Source organism: Paenibacillus sp. UASWS1643, assembly GCF_008693195.1.
GTDB lineage: Bacteria > Bacillota > Bacilli > Paenibacillales > Paenibacillaceae > Paenibacillus > Paenibacillus amylolyticus_B.
This window is the reverse complement of record NZ_VXKZ01000113.1, coordinates 1-16,138: the sequence shown is the minus strand read 5'-3', so window position 1 is coordinate 16,138 and position 16,138 is coordinate 1. Positions and strand designations below refer to the sequence as shown.

Here is a 16,138-nt window from a genome sequence, read left to right as displayed (position 1 = left end):
GAGAGTGATGAAATATATTGCTGCGGGTTATGCCGTTGATTCAGTTCTTCCTGACATGACACATGAGGATTTGTCAAAGTTAACACATCTGAACATAGCCTTCGGACATGTCAAGAATGATGCAATCACTACCGAGCATTTAAAAAATGGCCATGTGATCCAGAACATCAAGCGGGAGCATCCAAATCTTACAGTGCTGTTGTCTGTAGGCGGATGGAGCGCTGGCGGTTTTTCCGAAGCCGCCTCAACCCAGGCGGGGAGGGACAGCATGGCTGCATCGGCGTTTAGGGCGCTGGAGGAATATCCTTTTGACGGGATCGATCTGGACTGGGAATATCCTTGTTACGGTGAAGCTGGTATCGCATCCAGTCCTGATGATAAACGGAATTTTACCTTACTTCTCAAGACGATGCGGGAGGCACTGAGTGCCAAGGGAGAAGCGGATGGCCGTCATTATCTGCTCACCATTGCAGCAGGGGCTGATCAATACTACGTTGATGGCACAGAGATGGCCGAGGTGCAGCAGTACCTGGATTACGTGCAGTTGATGACCTATGATATGCGCGGCGGTTTTCAGGTTCTGACCGGACACCATACGAATCTGTACACGCCAACAGGAGATCTGTTTCGAATTAGTACGGATGCTTCCGTGGCCCTGTTTGTTCGCGCTGGTGTCCCGAAGGAGAAGATTGTGATCGGAGCTGCGTTCTATTCCCGGATCTGGAATGAGGTTCCTGACCGAAACCACGGGCTCCATCAAATGGCTGGTAGCACAGGCGGCTACGGTCCGTCATTTGCCGAGCTGGAAGCGAAGTACATTAACAAGAATGGTTACACTCGTTATTGGGATGAAGAAGCCTGTGCACCGTTTCTGTTTAATGGGTCCAGCCTCATATCTTATGATGATGAAGAATCGATCCAATGCAAATGTGATTACGTAAAGGATCAAGGTCTGGCCGGGATCATGTTCTGGGAGTACGGCTGTGATCCGACTCACCGTTTGCTGGGTGCAGTACATCAAGGGCTGAAGGTTCTTCCGGCTGGGAAAAGCGGATAAGGCCGCCGGCCGCGACGATTCAGATTATTTCTTCGGACTAAAAACATACGAAGGGGCCGTCCTATACGTCATGAGCATGACGTATAGGACGGCCCTTGTTTGCGTTATTTTGGTCTAATGAATCAGGCACTGTTATTCGCTCTCATATACATTGTTTACTGTTCTGAGATGTAACCATCACAGAGACGATATCTCCCTTTATCCAATACATTCCTCGTCATCATCATCAGGGGAATCGGCGGAGCCGTTGGGACGGTGCATTTTACGGTATTGCCCTGGGGTATAACCCGTCTCTTTTTTGAATTTGCGGATGAAGTTTGGTGTATCCAGGTAACCGACACGCGTGATGATATCTTTTAACGGATCGGTAGTATGCAGCAGTAGTCGAATGACCTCATCCATCCGTTTCTGCCAGATATATTGGGTAAAGTTCATGCCGATCTTTTCTTTGAAAGAACGACTGAAATAGGATGAAGAGATCGTGAATTTCGATGAAATCGTACCTAAACTGAGATCATAATCAGAGAAATTGGCATCGATATACGCAACGATTTCATCCATAAGAGAGCTTTCTTCCGTCTCACTCTTCGCCTCGACATGGGCGCAGATTTCGGCGGCGAGGCCTGTCAGTTTTTTCTCCAAATCCTCCAACGAGTCGTAGGAAGTGATCCTTGGAAGTTGATCAACCACATGATGGATTCCAAGCTCCGAAGCGGTTTTGAGCATGGTATTCAGAATATCAAAGCAGATGCAACGCAGCAGTGGTACAGACGGCATTTCGGATTTCAGGGTATTCAACGCAGTCGACACCATCTGAACCGCCACATCATAGCTGCCTTGTTTTAAGCTCTGAACCAGCTTTAATAACACATCCTTAGGGACCCAGAAGGAAGAATCCTGTACATCGGAACCGGAAAGGTTGTTAAAGTATGTACTGCTGCCCTGTCCATGCAGCATCGATGCTTCCAGAGCGGTCGAGGCCTCAATGTAGGATTGATTCAGCTGTTTCGGATAAGTGTACCGATTGCCTATCCCGATCGCGGGCGCGACCCCGGTGTGTTCAATCACCATCCATTGCAGTTTTTCAACGATAGGCTCCATACGTGTATTCAGGCTACCTTCATGCCCAATTTCGGCATCGAATCCCACGATAAGGGCCAATTGGTCTGCCTGTGGCAGCTCTACGCCGTAAGCATAAGCAGACCACTCCGGCAGCTCCACATCGTTCATCAGCTGCATGACAGTAGGTTGCTCGAGGTTATCACCGATAGGAAAAGCATGCATTTCCCAGCCCATGATCATGACAAAATAATGGGATCGGTTAAAGCGTATGCCAAGCTTATCCGTAAACTCAGAGGGAAAATCTCCGGTGTGACCGTGCTTCAGCAACATGAGCAAAATATGATTGCGAGCATAGGGTTCCTGAAGATCTACGCGTTGACTATAATCATGCAGTGTTTTCTTAATCCATTCCAGCTCGTTGGTGGTGGAGGATGGATCAGGATTATTCTTCAACCGAATGAACTCCATTAAGTCTGAAATCGGATGGTACTGTCTTCGGGCCAACATAATGGCGAGGAACGTGCCCATCACCACCATGAAGGAGAAAACAAGAACAACAAAGGTGCGAATATGAACGATTCGGCTAAAAAATTGGTTGCTGGGCATAGCGGTTACATAAGTCCAACCCGCATCCGATTTAACGGATACAACCGAATGTGGTTCTTGATTTAAGGAGATGCTGTGCGTTCCGGGTTCAAGAGCAAACAGAGCGTTAACTTCCTGTTCGGATATGATTTCTCCCTTGTAATTGGCTGCCAGTACTTGCCCGAAATTATCGAAAATATAAGTCATCCCGTGATAGTCGCTGAGGATGGAATCAATTAGGCCCGTCAGATTGGACTCGTGAATCAGGTACATGACGGTTCCATGGGCGGGCGTATTGTTAGGTGCAATCGGTACAAGGTAGGCCAGCATGGAATTGGGTATTCTGGTTCCTTGGACGACCTGCTCCGCTGGACGTATCGTGGGGGATTGTACGCTATTCAAATCCCGGATCATGTCTGTTTTGTTCCACGTAGTAAATTTGTAGCGACCAGTGAATACATCCAGGTTCTCAGAACCTTGAGAAGAATAGATGTTATCATCTCCACGGAAGAACAGGAATAACTCATCGATAATGGAACTGGTGGCTTTGTATTTGACCAATGAGCCGATTGATTCCCGACTATAGTACGGATGGTGGGTCCAATACCGCGTTAACTGCTCATCGTAAGCGATGCGAAAAGCGATGTCTTGGAGTTCCTTCATGCGATCATCAATGACCGTTTTGGCTTGAGTGAGCTGATTGACATTGGTCTGTTCAATCTCTGAACGGAGCGTGTCCACAGCGTTGTGATAAATAATGATGGTTAAAATAACAAGAGGGATAAGGAAAATGGAGATATAGGATAGTGTGTACTTAAACAGAAGCTTGGACTTGAAGTGATTCCATTTCATATCTGCAACCTCCCGTTTTTCTTTCGTGCTGCAGCGATAGCGCTCTCATATGGGCAGTGAAGGTATTGCCAAGATGGTAGCTGCTGGGGTGTTCCTTCTAAAAATACTAGGAGAACTTCTCTAATAAAGCAATGATTCTTTTATAAATTCCAGTGCAATCCGTAAGAAAGATATAGTTATAGCAAAATCCCCTCAAAGTTCACTCATTTCCTTATGCTACCACACAAGGCTTTTCAAAGAGTATCTACTTTAAGGGGATAATTTTAGCTGATCATATATTATATTTTCTATTACTGAATATAGGAGTTAAAACGATTATTCGTTCAGAGGTTCATAGTCAAACCAATCGAAATTTGCAGGTGTACACTCCTCCGATGGAGCATAAGCGTACATGGCGATCATCACACCAGTGAAACCACTCGCCACTTCGGTAGATAACAGATGTGTTTCTCCTGAACCCACTTCAATGGCATCGGATGAACCTTGTTGGTAGAGGAACGTGAAGTGATTACGGTCAGCCTTGATTTGTAATACAACAGGCCCCTTGTCACAGTCAAGCACCTGTTCGGTTCGCATAGAGCCGACGGTTCGTCGCAATACGATTTTCTTCTGACCGTCAATCCGAGTTACAGCCAAATCATAATGATATTTATGATTCATAAATACCGTTAATCCAGCTTCCTCACCGCTCGCATTTGGCTCATAATACAGCTCGGTGGCCGTATTGCATAAAAAATGGCTTAATCGACGCCCGACAAAGGCAGGATTTTGTCCATCATTGAGTGAAACCGAATGACCACGAAGGATGAGCTGCCCGGGATTTTCAGTGAGCGTCCAACTACCCGGAGCCGGATTACGTAAGAAGATCCAGTTCATGCCTAATGATGGTTCGTCAAAATGATCCCGGGCAGCCTGAGGTGACCAAGGGTGCTCAGGCAATGAAGGTCCAGTCATCACCGGTTCAATATGTCCATCTACACCGATTGTCGGCCAATCGTTATCCGTCCATGTGACAGGTGCAAGGAACGTTTCACGTCCCAGATGGTGCCGCATGGGGTAACCTGCTGGACGAAGGCCAAGACATACGGACCACCAGCTTCCATCCTGGATCTGGATAAGGTCTGCATGTCCAGTTGCATGGATACTGGTTTTCATGCTTCGATTGGACAGAATTGGATTATGAGGACACGGATCAAATGGTCCGTATGGCTCTGTGCTCCGGGCAATGGTCTCCATATGACCATACTCCGTTCCACCTTCGGCGATCATCAGATAATAGAGGCCGTTTATTTTATACATGTGGGGAGCTTCGGGGGCTGCGCCTCCGGTTCCGGTCCAAATTAATCGGCTATCCGTTAGTCTGGCTCCGGTCGTGATGTCTATCTCACACTGATAGATGCCCTCGCCTTCATCGCCGTTACAGGCTGTGTGAAAATACACACGTCCATCTTCATCAAAGAGAAAAGAGGGATCAATGCCGCCCTGATCAACAAAAATCGGAGCAGACCATGGTCCCTCGGGCTGGGCACTACGTACATAAAAATTTCCGCCGCCACTGACATTGGTTGTTGTCATATAGAACCAGCCATCATGGTACCGCAGTGTTGGGGCAAAAATGCCGCCAGAGTTGCCTGCGTTCGTTAAAGGGAGTTGCTCCGTTGTTGTGAGGACATGGCCGATCTGTCGCCAGTTCACAAGGTCTTTGCTGTGGAAGATGGGCACACCTGGGAAATATTCAAAGGTACTGGTTACCAGATAATAGTCTTCATCTACACGGCATATACTTGGATCCGGATAAAACCCCGGAATTACCGGATTGGTATATTTCATCATGTTATGCTCCTATTCATGTCGAAAGTGTAATATGGACCTGGACGTATGAGAGATATCCTTGCTACAAGTGGCATTATATCGTCTTTAATCATTTCCAACCTTGATTTTTCGGTCCTCGAATAGCATGATATAGACATTCAACCCAACATGGTTTGCGGAGGGGAATGCTTTTGAGTAATGCATATTTGAGATGGTTTACCTCGGATCATCAACAATTTCCGTTTTTTATTCAGTACGGTGGACATGTTGAGGACATGGAGCTTCATAATCATATGGATTTTACGGAACTTGTGATTGTTCTGAATGGTCATGCAACCCATGTGGTGAACACCGAAGAATTTTTTATTAAAAAAGGGAACGCATTTGTGATTAATGGCGACACCCATCATGCGTATAAAGACCCTTATGATTTTAGGATCTGTAACATTATGTTCAGTCCTGAGATGCTTGCTTCGGCTGGGCCCGATCTGAGAAAATCTAACGGCTTCCAAGCTCTGTTTGTTTTGGAACCGTTTTATCGTAATATTCACTCCTTTCCGAGTAAATTGGCGTTATCCATTTCCAGTCTGGAGTATGTAGAATCACTGATATCGTTCATGATTGAGGAGTATCAGAGTAAACAGCAAGGGTATCAGACGATGTTGATCTCACGTCTTACGGAGATGGTTGTTTATTTGTCGAGGCAGTATGATACGCAGGAGAAAGGGATCGAAGGTAATAATCTGATGCATCTGGCCAATGCCATTTCATTTATTGAAGATCATTATCTGGAGCCACTGTCGCTGGAGGATATTGCGGGGAAGTCGAATATCTCAATAAGGCATCTGAACCGGATTTTTCGATCCTATTATCAGATGACCCCGATCTCTTATCTGCAAAAGTTGCGTCTGGAGAAGGCTTGTCATTTGTTGAAAAACGGGAATCTGTCCATCACGGAAATTTCGTATGAATGTGGATTCAACGACAGTAATTATTTCACCCGCCAGTTCAAGAAAGCCTTTGGCAAGTCTCCCAAAACATACAGGCAGACTCATTAACACCCGAATGAATATGATGTGTGAGCGGGGAGAGGTGAACAGAGAGTCTGGGCCGAGATTCGCCAACGTATAAATCCAAAAAAAACAAGCAGGACCATCCTACGAGGAGGTCCTGCTTTCATATTTTCAAGGGCTTTTAATAATCCAAAAGCCGTCCGTTGTCATGCCACTGACCGTACATTTTATTTTCCTTTGTGTTGGTTATGAATTTATCCAGTCTGCTCTGGAATAATGCTGGCTGATTCTTAACACTTTGGATCGTATCGATCCGAACGTTTTGATACAGGGTAGGGAAGGCCATGAAATTTGCATAAACCTGATGGTCTTCTTTCAACCTTTGTTCGATCACACCATCAATTATGAAAGCATTTGGCTCCATAACAGGAAGAACCTCTCTACCCTCGTCATGCATGAAGCCCAACTTTTCAAGTCGACGGACACGTTCCTTGTTCAATTCAGTCCATGAGCTGCGTTTACTTCTAGGAGATAATCTCTGTGCTAATTGAGTCTCGGATATTTTCTTTTTGACTCCATCGATCCAGCCAAAGCACAGCGACTCCTCAACCACGTCCAAATACAGCAGGGTATTCGGCACGGGTTTTATGCTTATCATTACCCAGCAAGATTTCTCAACTTTTCCATGCGTCCGCAACCAATTTCTCAATTCATCCCTCGATGTCACGGGGATACAATGTACATTTTCCATCCGATTATCAACTATACTTGAGCCTGTTCCTGATACCAAAAGAGTGAATAGTCATTCATGATGGAGGCATGCCCCAATTGACGCAGCATGGTAGAAACATTGCCTCGATGATAGGTTCCGTGGTTAACCACATGGATTACGATATCCGATAAGCTGGTTTTGCGAATTCCTGCAAATGGATTATCGAGTAGAATGGTTTGCTCCAGATCAGCTCGGTCTCGTAACCACTCACTGTATTGTGCCGACAGGTCGGTAAAACATTGGATGTACTCATCCACAGAACCGTGAATTTCACTATTGAGTGGTATGCATGCTTGCAGTGCCACGGGCATACCGGTGCCAGTTAACACCAGGTACCACATCTTATCCACTGTATAGATATGGCTGAGTGCGTGAGCAATGGTTGGATATGAACTATTCACTTCCTGACTCAGTACAGAAGAGGGCAGTTCCTTGATTCTGCCCAGGATCGTTTGGTTGGCCCATGCGTGGTAGTTATACATTTGTTCCGGATGATTCATTGATGATCGTCTCCTTTAATTTGGCTATGGATTGGGTTAACTTACTGAGATGATTATAAAAAAAGAAGTATGACAACAGCGTGTCATACTTCTTCATAGAGCTTAAGTGCATTTCGAAGTTGTTCTTTCAGAATGCCTCGTAATTCAATCGGTTCAAGCACCTCAGCGCCACTACCCAAACTAAGCAGAAACGACCATAACCACTTGGCTTTTAACGGTTGATGAACCTGGATACGCATCGTCATACTTCCATCCTTGTGAAATTGCTTATCTGCCTGTTGAAAATGATCCATGGCTTCCGCGAGCGCTTCCGGGTTCACCCGAAATACCACATCACTTACCTGATCTTGCCATGACGGATCTGACACAACCTTCTCTTGGGGAAGCTCAAGATGGGGGTGGAAGTGTTCCGATGTCAGTTGCACATTCATCATCCGGGAAAGCCGGAACTCGCGATAATCCTGCCGTGTCTGGCAAAATCCATAAACATACCAATTACGATATTTAAAATGAAGCCTTACCGGTTCAAGATGGCGGGGTGTATGTTCATTCTTTGTATTGATGTAGTCAAAACGGACAACCTGATGATCCGTAATACCTTTACGCAGATGAGGAAGGGCGTCAGGTTCTGTTCGGCGAGTCTCCAGATCCACCGACAGACTTGAGGTTTGATGCTCCGGTCCAATCGTTTGCAGACGTTCAATCGTGCCTTGTGCACGTGCATCTTCGAATACTGTGGATAGACTGCTCAGGACCGTGATCAGGGAATCAACATCATAAGAACCGAGCAAGCTTTTATCCATCTTGTATCCGTCCATCATGCCGTAGCCGCCTTTGAGTCCCTGATGGGAGACGACCGGAAAGCCGGCAGCACAGATCACATCAATATCCCGGTAGATCGTTCTTGGGGACACCTGAAACTCTTCCGCCAAGGTGGAAGCAGACAATACTTCGTGGTTCAGCAGTTTATATATGATTGAGATTAATCGCTCCAATTTCAAAAGGTATCCCCGCCCGTTATTCCATTTTGTCATTACAGGCCATTATTATATCACGCCAGGGTAAACAATATGGGAATTACAGAGGGGCTAAAGGAGTCATATCATCCAGTACGTTTTGTTCCAACATGATTGGACAAGTTCTTCGGTGAGAGCAAAAAAAGAGTGCTGGATAGCACCCTTGTGAAGAAACATGATTGTTGTTGTATTGAACAGTTACGTTAGCAGATCGGTCGAACTTAATTAATATCGAGTGAATCGTCAGAGCCGGCGCTACTCTTCTTGCACGTTATAGAGAACCCGAGCGAGCAGATTCTGTCCATAGTTTCCGAAGTTTTTACCAAAGATCGTTAAACCCCGTTTGTTCAAAGGTTCGTCCGTAACCGCAATGCGGAAATGAATATCGCTTTTGTAATCCAGCCCAATCTGGTCCAACGTCACGTCCGAGATGCGGCATCCGTCGATATAGCTGCCTTCCTGGGTAATCCGGATCAGCTTCAGCATGCCGTACTGATTCAAGTGCGGAGGCCACCATTCCGGGTTGAAGGTACCGCGTGTATTGCCAAAATCGCCCGGACTTGTCCAGCAGCCAATCTCAATACCGTTGACATAGAAATAAATATCCGAAGGGTAATTGTCACAAAAGCCAGGGGCCTCCGATCCCAGTTCCATCGACAACTGAATTTCGCTAAAGGACTGATTAGGTTTGAGATAGTTGGGAATCCGATACTCGAGATAACCTTCAGCCAGCCAGATCATCTCCGCATCAATTCGCAGTGGATCAGCAAAGTAACGCGGATCATCGAACTCTCCAACAATGCTGTCCCGGGTAGCGAGACCACATGTAGGTGCAGCCTGATAATCGCTGTAATGACCGACCTGAATTTCCACCTCATAACGATTGTTAATCTCCTGTGAACGCAAATCAACCATCAATTTTTCCTCATTAAGATAACATATCTTCTGAATTCCATGTTTGCCAACAGCGGTGTTGATCTCGATCAATCCGCTCTCTTCAAGCTTCTTGATATGCATTGTGATAGCGCCATTGCTCAGTCCCAGCTTGGTTGCAAGATCATTGAGATTAAGACTTTGGTTCTTGGCCAGCAGCTCGATGATCTGAATCCGGATTTCCGAACTGAGCGCTTTGAAGATATTCACACCCGACATCAGATCTTTAATATAAATCATAGGTGGATTTCCTTTCCCCGTTCTGAACAAAGTCTTCGACACAGACATTTGCACATTTATATGTTTTATTTCAGATAATTATAAATCATTCCCTCATGGAAGGGAAGGGTGGAGAAATAGAAGCCAAAACCCTTGTGTATAGCGCAAATACGAAAATATAATCTATATTTTGTTCACTATTCCGGTTAAAATAAGTGTTAATCAGTTCACATATATTTGAAATATACCATTGAAATGTAATGTAACCGCTTTTATAATCCTATTATACCTAAATTGATTCATTACTTCATGAACCTAATTAACCATTTGATCAGGAAAGGTGGAGTTTGGTTTGGAAAAGTTAAGCAATGTGAAGAGGTTTAAGTGGAAACGGTTGGCGTTACCGGCATTACTTGTGATGGTATTACTGCTCGCAGGTCAGTCAAAAGCTTTGGCGGCGTTCTGGAATCTGACCGGAGATACCGCTGTTCATGATCCGTCGATTATTAAAGAGGGCAGTTCCTGGTACACCTTTTCAACCGGCCCGGGCATTCAAGTATTGAAATCCGATAATGGATCGTCCTGGTATCGTGTTCCACAAATCTTCTTAAGTAAGCCGTCATGGTGGGCTTCTGCCGTTCCGGGACAAAGCGGATTGGATGTATGGGCACCGGATGTAGAGCAGTATAACGGAAAAGTATGGCTCTATTATTCGATCTCCACCTTTGGCTCCAATCGGTCTGCGATTGGTCTTGCGTCTGCGAACAGCATTGGAGCAGGGCAATGGAAGGACGAAGGATTGGTGCTTCAAACCACGACCGCCAATAATTATAATGCCATTGATCCGAATCTGGTCATTGATGCTTCAGGCAATCCATGGCTGGCCTTCGGTTCTTTCTGGAGCGGTCTGAAGATTGTCAAGCTGGACAAAAATACGATGAAACCGACGGGGAGTATAACTTCCATTGCTGCGCGCCCGAATAACGGAGGTGCTATTGAAGGACCAAGTATTGTATATCGGGGCGGCTACTATTACCTGTTTGCTTCCATCGATTCTTGCTGCCAAGGGGTGAACAGTACCTACAAAATGGTCTATGGACGCTCGACCAGTATAACAGGCCCTTATGTGGACAAAAACGGAGTTAATATGCTGAATGGTGGCGGAACGATATTGGATACAGGCAATGTGAAATGGAAAGGTCCAGGTGGTCAGGACGTGTACAACGGCAATGTCATCGCAAGACATGCCTATGATGCAGAGGATAATGGCAATCCAAAATTGCTGATTAATGACTTGTTGTGGGACGCTAATGGATGGCCGAAGTATTGATTTATTTTAGATAAATATAAAATGTTTTATAAAAGTGTTGACTAAAGTGATCTGGATTTGATAAATTAACAACAGAAATCCTATTTCATCCAATTGAATACGGTTACAAGTCCAGATCAGGAGGGGTTCAGATGGTAAAGAAAAAGAATTGGGTCACATTTATGCTTCTTATGCTGGTAAGTGCACTGGTACTTGCGGGCTGCGGAGGAGGAAGCGGCGGTGCAAGTGGGGACAAGGAGTTAACGTTTATGTTCCGCGGGGGCACAGATGAGCAGAAAGCATACCAGGCAGTGGTCAAGAAATTCGAAGAAGATCATCCGGGTGTGAAAGTCAAAATTATTGTAACGGCTGCAGATCAATATGCAACCAAGCTGAGAGCGGCAATTACAGGCAACAGCTTGCCTGACGTATTTTATTTTAACCCAGGCGATATTAAGGCCTATGTGAACAGCAATGTTCTCATGAATCTTACACCATACATTGAAAATAATGCGGATGTTGATTTGAATAACATCTGGAAATATGGAGTGGATCTATACCGTTATGACGGCAAGATGGCAGGACAGGGTGATCTTTACGGCATGCCGAAGGACCTCGGGCCATTTGCACTAGGCTACAACAAGACTTTGTTTGAAAAAGAAGGCATTCCATTCCCTGACAAGGATAAACCATATACATGGGAAGAGTTCATTAAGGTGAATCAGCAAGCGACCAAGGATACCAACGGGGACGGTAAACCGGATGTATTCGGTACAGGTTTTAACGTACAGTGGGCACTGCAATCCTTTGTATGGAGTAATGGCGGGGACTGGCTGGATGAGAGCAAAACGAAGGTGACCATTGATGATCCGAAATTCGCAGAAGCTCTGCAATTCTTCGCGGATATGCAGAACGTATACAACATTACACCTTCCATTGAGGAAGCGCAAACATTGGATACCTATCAACGCTGGATGAAAGGGGAAATGGCCTTCTTCCCTGTAGGTCCTTGGGATATGAGTACATTCGAGACTTTGCCTTTCGAGTATGATTTGTTACCTTTCCCTGCGGGATCGACTGGCAAGTCGGCTACGTGGATTGGTTCCCTGGGAATTGGGGTATCTGCGAAATCGAAACATCCGGAAGAAGCGGCAGCATTGGTGAACTACCTAACCGCTTCGAAAGAAAGTATGCAGCAACTGGTAGATGCCAAGGTACAGATTCCGAATCTGCTTGATATGGCAGACGAGTGGGCCAAAGATACATCCACGAAACCATCCAACAAGCAGGAATTCATTGATATCGTAGAGGATTACGGACGTTCTTTGCCAGGTAACTACACGTACAATGCGGAGTGGTATGACCTCTTCTTCACAGACATCCAGCCGGTATTAGATGGCAAGATTACAGCCGCTGATTATGTGAAGCAACAACAGCCAAAAATGCAGAAGCTGCTCGACAAAGCGGTTGAACAGGAACAGAAATCTCAGAAATAGTAGATAGGAAAGGGTGATGCCGGCAGCCTGCAATCATGCTGCTGGCATCATTCGTATTGGGACTTATTGGATTCCATACGGGCATGTGGCATTCGTTGATCGGCAAGGTTCAATCGAAGAATGCCACATGCTGATACTAGAAACAGGGGTGAACACCGTGATTACGAAATCGAGTTTGTATCGCAAAGAGATGCTCTATGGATATCTGTTTATCTTACCTCCGATTCTTGGGTTGCTGATCTTTGTCATGTTCCCATTCCTCTACTCCCTCTATGGTTCCTTTACCGACTGGGATGGATTGGGACAGATGAACTTTATCGGATTGGCCAACTTCAAGGACTTGCTAACGGATGACTTATTTTACAAAGCGATGTTTAATACATTCTTCCTAATGCTCGGGATCCCGATTGGCCTTTTGCTGGCATTGTTGCTAGCTATGGGTTTGAATCGTAAAATTCCCGGGACTACGACCTTCCGTGTAATTTATTATATTCCGGTCATCTCCTCCCTGGCTGCGGTTTCCATCATGTGGAACTGGGCGTATAACGGGGATTACGGTCTGGTGAACCAGTTCCTCGGCCTGTTTGGCATTGAGGGTCCCAACTGGCTCGCGAACAAAGACACAGTCAAACCAGCACTGATTATTATGACGGTATGGAAAGGTTTGGGATACACCATGTTATTGTACTTGGCAGCGCTGCAAAGTGTATCACGTACATATTATGAGGCGGCTGAACTGGATGGAGCCAATGGGTTCCAGATTTTCCGCAATATCACCTGGCCAATGGTGAAGCCTGTTACCTTTTTCCTCGTCGTTACAAATATCATTGGCGGCTCCCAGATCTTTACCGAGATGAACATTATGACGCCTACAGGTGGTCCTGAATATTCATCGGCTTCGATTGTCTTCTATATTTGGCAGAAAGCCTTCAGTAACCTTCAAATGGGTTATGCGTCAGCCATGGCTATGATTCTTGGTATTTTCATTTTTGTCATTACCTTGGTGCAATTCAAAATGAACGAAAAATCAGCCTATGATGGGGATTAATTGTCAAGGGAAGGAGTGAATCGGAGATGTCTTACAGTCAAAAAAGGAATTTAACGAACACGATCATTTTTATCGTACTCGCGATCGGTGCTATTGCGATGGTTGCACCACTGATCTGGATGCTATCCACCTCATTGAAGGAGAAGCAGGATGTATTCGCGCTTCCACCAGTGTGGATACCTGAAGTGTTTCAATTTGGAAAGTATAAGGAAATATGGGAAGCAGGCCCTCTGCTAAGCGGGGTCAAAAACAGCCTCATTGTTGCGGTGAGTGTAACGATCGTCGGTACGTTTACATCCAGTATCGCTGCGTTTGCTTTTGCCAAATTGAGGTTTCCACATAAAAACAAACTGTTTCTTGCTTTGCTTGCTTCCATGATGATTCCATATCCAACAGTCATGATTCCACAGTTCATGATGTTCTCAAAGCTTGGCTGGACAGATACATTATTGCCGCTTATTGTACCGGGGTTGTTCGGTAATGTGATTATGATCTTCTTCCTCCGGCAATATCTGCTTAGTGTGCCAGATGCCATTATAGAAGCAGCCAAAATTGATGGAAGTTCCTATTTCCGGCTCTATTCCAGTATTACATTCCCGTTAATTAAACCTGCCGTTGCTGCACAGTTAATTCTGTGGTTCATGGGGATCTGGAACGATTATCTTGCACCGATTATCTATCTGAATTCACCGGAGAAGCAGACGCTGCAGCTGGTCATTGCCAACTTCAATGCCACGTATGCAATCCAGACGGATTATCCACTTATTATGGCAGCGTCGATTGTGGCTCTGTTACCGGTATTAATCATCTTCCTGATCTTCCAGAAACAGATTATTGAATCGGTTGCCATTTCGGGAGTGAAGGGATGAATCAGCGGAAGAGATTCCGGGGTTGGACATTTTCGAAGAGAGGGGTGGTTGCTTCCATGTTGCTATTGTTGGTTGGTGGAGCTACGGGTTGTTCTGGAGCAGGAGAAACGGTGTCCCGTCCCGTCTTTCCTGAAGCTCCTCAAGATACGCAGTTGTATGACACTTCCATTTTGGACGATGAATCCCGTTGGACGGTGAACAATGCGCATGATCCGGCCATTATCAAAACAGACCAGGGATACTACATCTATTCCACAGACGTTCGTGTAGCAGGAGAAGCGAAACCCGGCGTCATGGTACGCAAATCGGATGATCTGATCCACTGGAACTGGGTAGGTCAGGCTCTCCCGGGTATTCCGCAAGAAGCGCTGGACTGGACAGGTGCGGTCAATCTGTGGGCACCGGATGTGATTCAGGCTGGTGATACCTATCGGATGTATTATTCGGCTTCTTCTTTTGGCAGTACCCAGTCGGCTATTGGTCTTCAGACATCCTCATCTCCCGATGGTCCTTGGACAGATGAAGGACTGGTTGTGAAAACTTCTGCGAATGAACAGGACAAATTAAATGCCATTGATGCCAATCCCATCGTAGATGCTGAGGGCAATTCGTGGATGGTATATGGTTCATTCTTTGACGGCATCTACATTGCGCCACTTGATCCCGACACCGGGAAGTTCAAGGACGAGGGTTATGGTACTCGCATTGCCGCTCGGGATCGTGCAACTGAAGAAGGTGCAGTCGAAGGTCCATACATTGTGTATAACCCGGAGTTCAAAAAGTATTATCTGTTCGTTTCATATGATTCCTTGTTCGAAGATTATAACGTGCGGGTTGCGCGTGCTGATTCAATCACAGGACCGTACACGGACATAAACGGCAATAACATGCTGGATACGGAGTATCTGCCGCAATATGAGATCGGCACCAAAATTCTCGGCGGTTACCGCTTCACAGAAGGTGAGGGCTGGGTTGCGCCTGGACATAACTCCGTTCTGAAGGACGGAGATGATTATTACATCGTGCATCATGCACGGGGTGAGACGGATAAAAACTGGCCATATCTGCATGTACGCAAAATGTTATGGACGAAGGACGGCTGGCCTGTCGTTTCACCTGAACGTTACGCAGGTGAGACTACACAGGATATTCCGAAGTCCATGATTGCCGGGGAATGGGAAGGCATGGCGATTGATCCGTCCGTGGACGGGCAGATTCAAGCCGTGCCTTATACCCTAACAAGCAACGGTAAAATTAAAAGCGAAAAAGGTTCAGGAACCTGGACATTTGATGACAAACAAACACTGACGTTGAAGTGGAAAGAAAGCCCATGGGGCGGAGCCTCCACGGAAGAGCTGAAGCTGCTCCCGTCCTGGGACTGGGAGCGAAGCCAGCCCGCGCTGGTGGTGACAGGTCTTAATGACCGCGGTGTGGCGGTCTGGGGCAAGCAGATCAGCGCAGCGGAGGAGTAAGGGGGCGAGCAGCGAGCGCGGTAAGAGCGAGCTGCCGTGCCAAGGAGCACAAGCAGTGAGGGGGAGGAAGGAGCCGCAGGGGTGAGTTTGGCATCCGATTTCAACCGCCAGGAGCGGTGGGAA

13 protein-coding genes are annotated in these 16,138 nt (G+C 46.1%); 7 read left to right on the top strand and 6 right to left on the bottom strand.

Going from position 1 to position 16,138, the window contains the following annotated elements; translation table 11 throughout:
• The first annotated feature begins 4 nt into the window (after window positions 1-4).
• Window positions 5-1,057 carry a glycoside hydrolase family 18 protein gene (locus FE296_RS20470; protein ID WP_150366130.1) on the top strand — a complete coding sequence of 351 codons (1,053 nt, stop codon included), beginning with the start codon at window positions 5-7 and terminating at the stop codon, window positions 1,055-1,057.
• Window positions 1,058-1,255: 198 nt separating this feature from the next.
• Here FE296_RS20470 and FE296_RS20465 read toward each other — a convergent pair whose 3' ends face one another.
• Window positions 1,256-3,556 carry a helix-turn-helix domain-containing protein gene (locus FE296_RS20465; protein ID WP_150366129.1) on the bottom strand — a complete coding sequence of 767 codons (2,301 nt, stop codon included), beginning with the start codon at window positions 3,554-3,556 and terminating at the stop codon, window positions 1,256-1,258.
• 315 nt (window positions 3,557-3,871) lie between these two features.
• A complete protein-coding gene (locus FE296_RS20460) occupies window positions 3,872-5,386 on the bottom strand; it encodes a glycoside hydrolase family 43 protein (RefSeq protein ID WP_150366316.1) in 1,515 nt (504 codons plus the stop codon).
• Between the two features lie 173 nt (window positions 5,387-5,559).
• On the opposite strand from FE296_RS20460, the gene FE296_RS20455 reads away from it, so the two are divergent.
• Entirely contained in the window at window positions 5,560-6,426 is an 867-nt protein-coding gene (locus FE296_RS20455; RefSeq protein ID WP_150366128.1) for a helix-turn-helix domain-containing protein, read from the top strand.
• 136 nt (window positions 6,427-6,562) lie between these two features.
• Here FE296_RS20455 and FE296_RS20450 read toward each other — a convergent pair whose 3' ends face one another.
• From FE296_RS20450 to FE296_RS20435, 4 genes are all read right to left on the bottom strand, one after another.
• Window positions 6,563-7,132 carry a YdeI/OmpD-associated family protein gene (locus FE296_RS20450; RefSeq protein WP_150366315.1) on the bottom strand — a complete coding sequence of 190 codons (570 nt, stop codon included), beginning with the start codon at window positions 7,130-7,132 and terminating at the stop codon, window positions 6,563-6,565.
• An 11-nt stretch (window positions 7,133-7,143) separates the two neighbouring features.
• Window positions 7,144-7,653, bottom strand: a complete 510-nt coding sequence (locus FE296_RS20445; RefSeq protein WP_150366127.1) for a DinB family protein — start codon at window positions 7,651-7,653, stop codon at window positions 7,144-7,146.
• A gap of 83 nt (window positions 7,654-7,736) precedes the next feature.
• Window positions 7,737-8,654, bottom strand: a complete 918-nt coding sequence (locus tag FE296_RS20440) for a helix-turn-helix transcriptional regulator (RefSeq protein WP_150366126.1) — start codon at window positions 8,652-8,654, stop codon at window positions 7,737-7,739.
• Window positions 8,655-8,924: 270 nt separating this feature from the next.
• Window positions 8,925-9,842, bottom strand: a complete 918-nt coding sequence (locus FE296_RS20435; RefSeq protein ID WP_036668788.1) for an ArsR/SmtB family transcription factor — start codon at window positions 9,840-9,842, stop codon at window positions 8,925-8,927.
• Window positions 9,843-10,239: 397 nt separating this feature from the next.
• On the opposite strand from FE296_RS20435, the gene abnA reads away from it, so the two are divergent.
• The 5 genes from abnA to FE296_RS20410 all read left to right on the top strand — a co-directional run bounded on the left by abnA (window position 10,240) and on the right by FE296_RS20410 (window position 16,015).
• Window positions 10,240-11,151, top strand: a complete 912-nt coding sequence (abnA, locus tag FE296_RS20430; RefSeq protein WP_206099161.1) for an arabinan endo-1,5-alpha-L-arabinosidase AbnA — start codon at window positions 10,240-10,242, stop codon at window positions 11,149-11,151.
• A gap of 131 nt (window positions 11,152-11,282) precedes the next feature.
• Entirely contained in the window at window positions 11,283-12,626 is a 1,344-nt protein-coding gene (locus FE296_RS20425) for an ABC transporter substrate-binding protein (RefSeq protein WP_124117108.1), read from the top strand.
• A gap of 157 nt (window positions 12,627-12,783) precedes the next feature.
• Window positions 12,784-13,674 (top strand): carbohydrate ABC transporter permease, encoded by an 891-nt coding sequence (locus FE296_RS20420; RefSeq protein WP_124117107.1) that lies wholly within the window; start codon window positions 12,784-12,786, stop codon window positions 13,672-13,674.
• 26 nt (window positions 13,675-13,700) lie between these two features.
• A complete protein-coding gene (locus FE296_RS20415) occupies window positions 13,701-14,543 on the top strand; it encodes a carbohydrate ABC transporter permease (RefSeq protein ID WP_150366125.1) in 843 nt (280 codons plus the stop codon).
• 56 nt (window positions 14,544-14,599) lie between these two features.
• Window positions 14,600-16,015, top strand: coding sequence for an arabinan endo-1,5-alpha-L-arabinosidase (locus tag FE296_RS20410; RefSeq protein ID WP_150366314.1), 1,416 nt, complete (start codon window positions 14,600-14,602; stop codon window positions 16,013-16,015).
• Window positions 16,016-16,138: the final 123 nt, after the last annotated feature.

Bases quoted from the DNA above. Each gene is read 5' to 3' on its own strand.
- FE296_RS20465 (WP_150366129.1), bottom strand. From the start codon at position 3,556: ATGAAATGGAATCACTTCAAGTCCAAGCTTCTGTTTAAGTACACACTA.
- FE296_RS20460 (WP_150366316.1), bottom strand. From the start codon at position 5,386: ATGAAATATACCAATCCGGTAATTCCGGGGTTTTATCCGGATCCAAGT.
- FE296_RS20450 (WP_150366315.1), bottom strand. From the start codon at position 7,132: ATGGAAAATGTACATTGTATCCCCGTGACATCGAGGGATGAATTGAGA.
- FE296_RS20445 (WP_150366127.1), bottom strand. From the start codon at position 7,653: ATGAATCATCCGGAACAAATGTATAACTACCACGCATGGGCCAACCAA.
- FE296_RS20435 (WP_036668788.1), bottom strand. From the start codon at position 9,842: ATGATTTATATTAAAGATCTGATGTCGGGTGTGAATATCTTCAAAGCG.
- abnA (WP_206099161.1), top strand. From the start codon at position 10,240: ATGGTATTACTGCTCGCAGGTCAGTCAAAAGCTTTGGCGGCGTTCTGG.
- FE296_RS20425 (WP_124117108.1), top strand. From the start codon at position 11,283: ATGGTAAAGAAAAAGAATTGGGTCACATTTATGCTTCTTATGCTGGTA.
- FE296_RS20415 (WP_150366125.1), top strand. From the start codon at position 13,701: ATGTCTTACAGTCAAAAAAGGAATTTAACGAACACGATCATTTTTATC.
- FE296_RS20410 (WP_150366314.1), top strand. From the start codon at position 14,600: ATGTTGCTATTGTTGGTTGGTGGAGCTACGGGTTGTTCTGGAGCAGGA.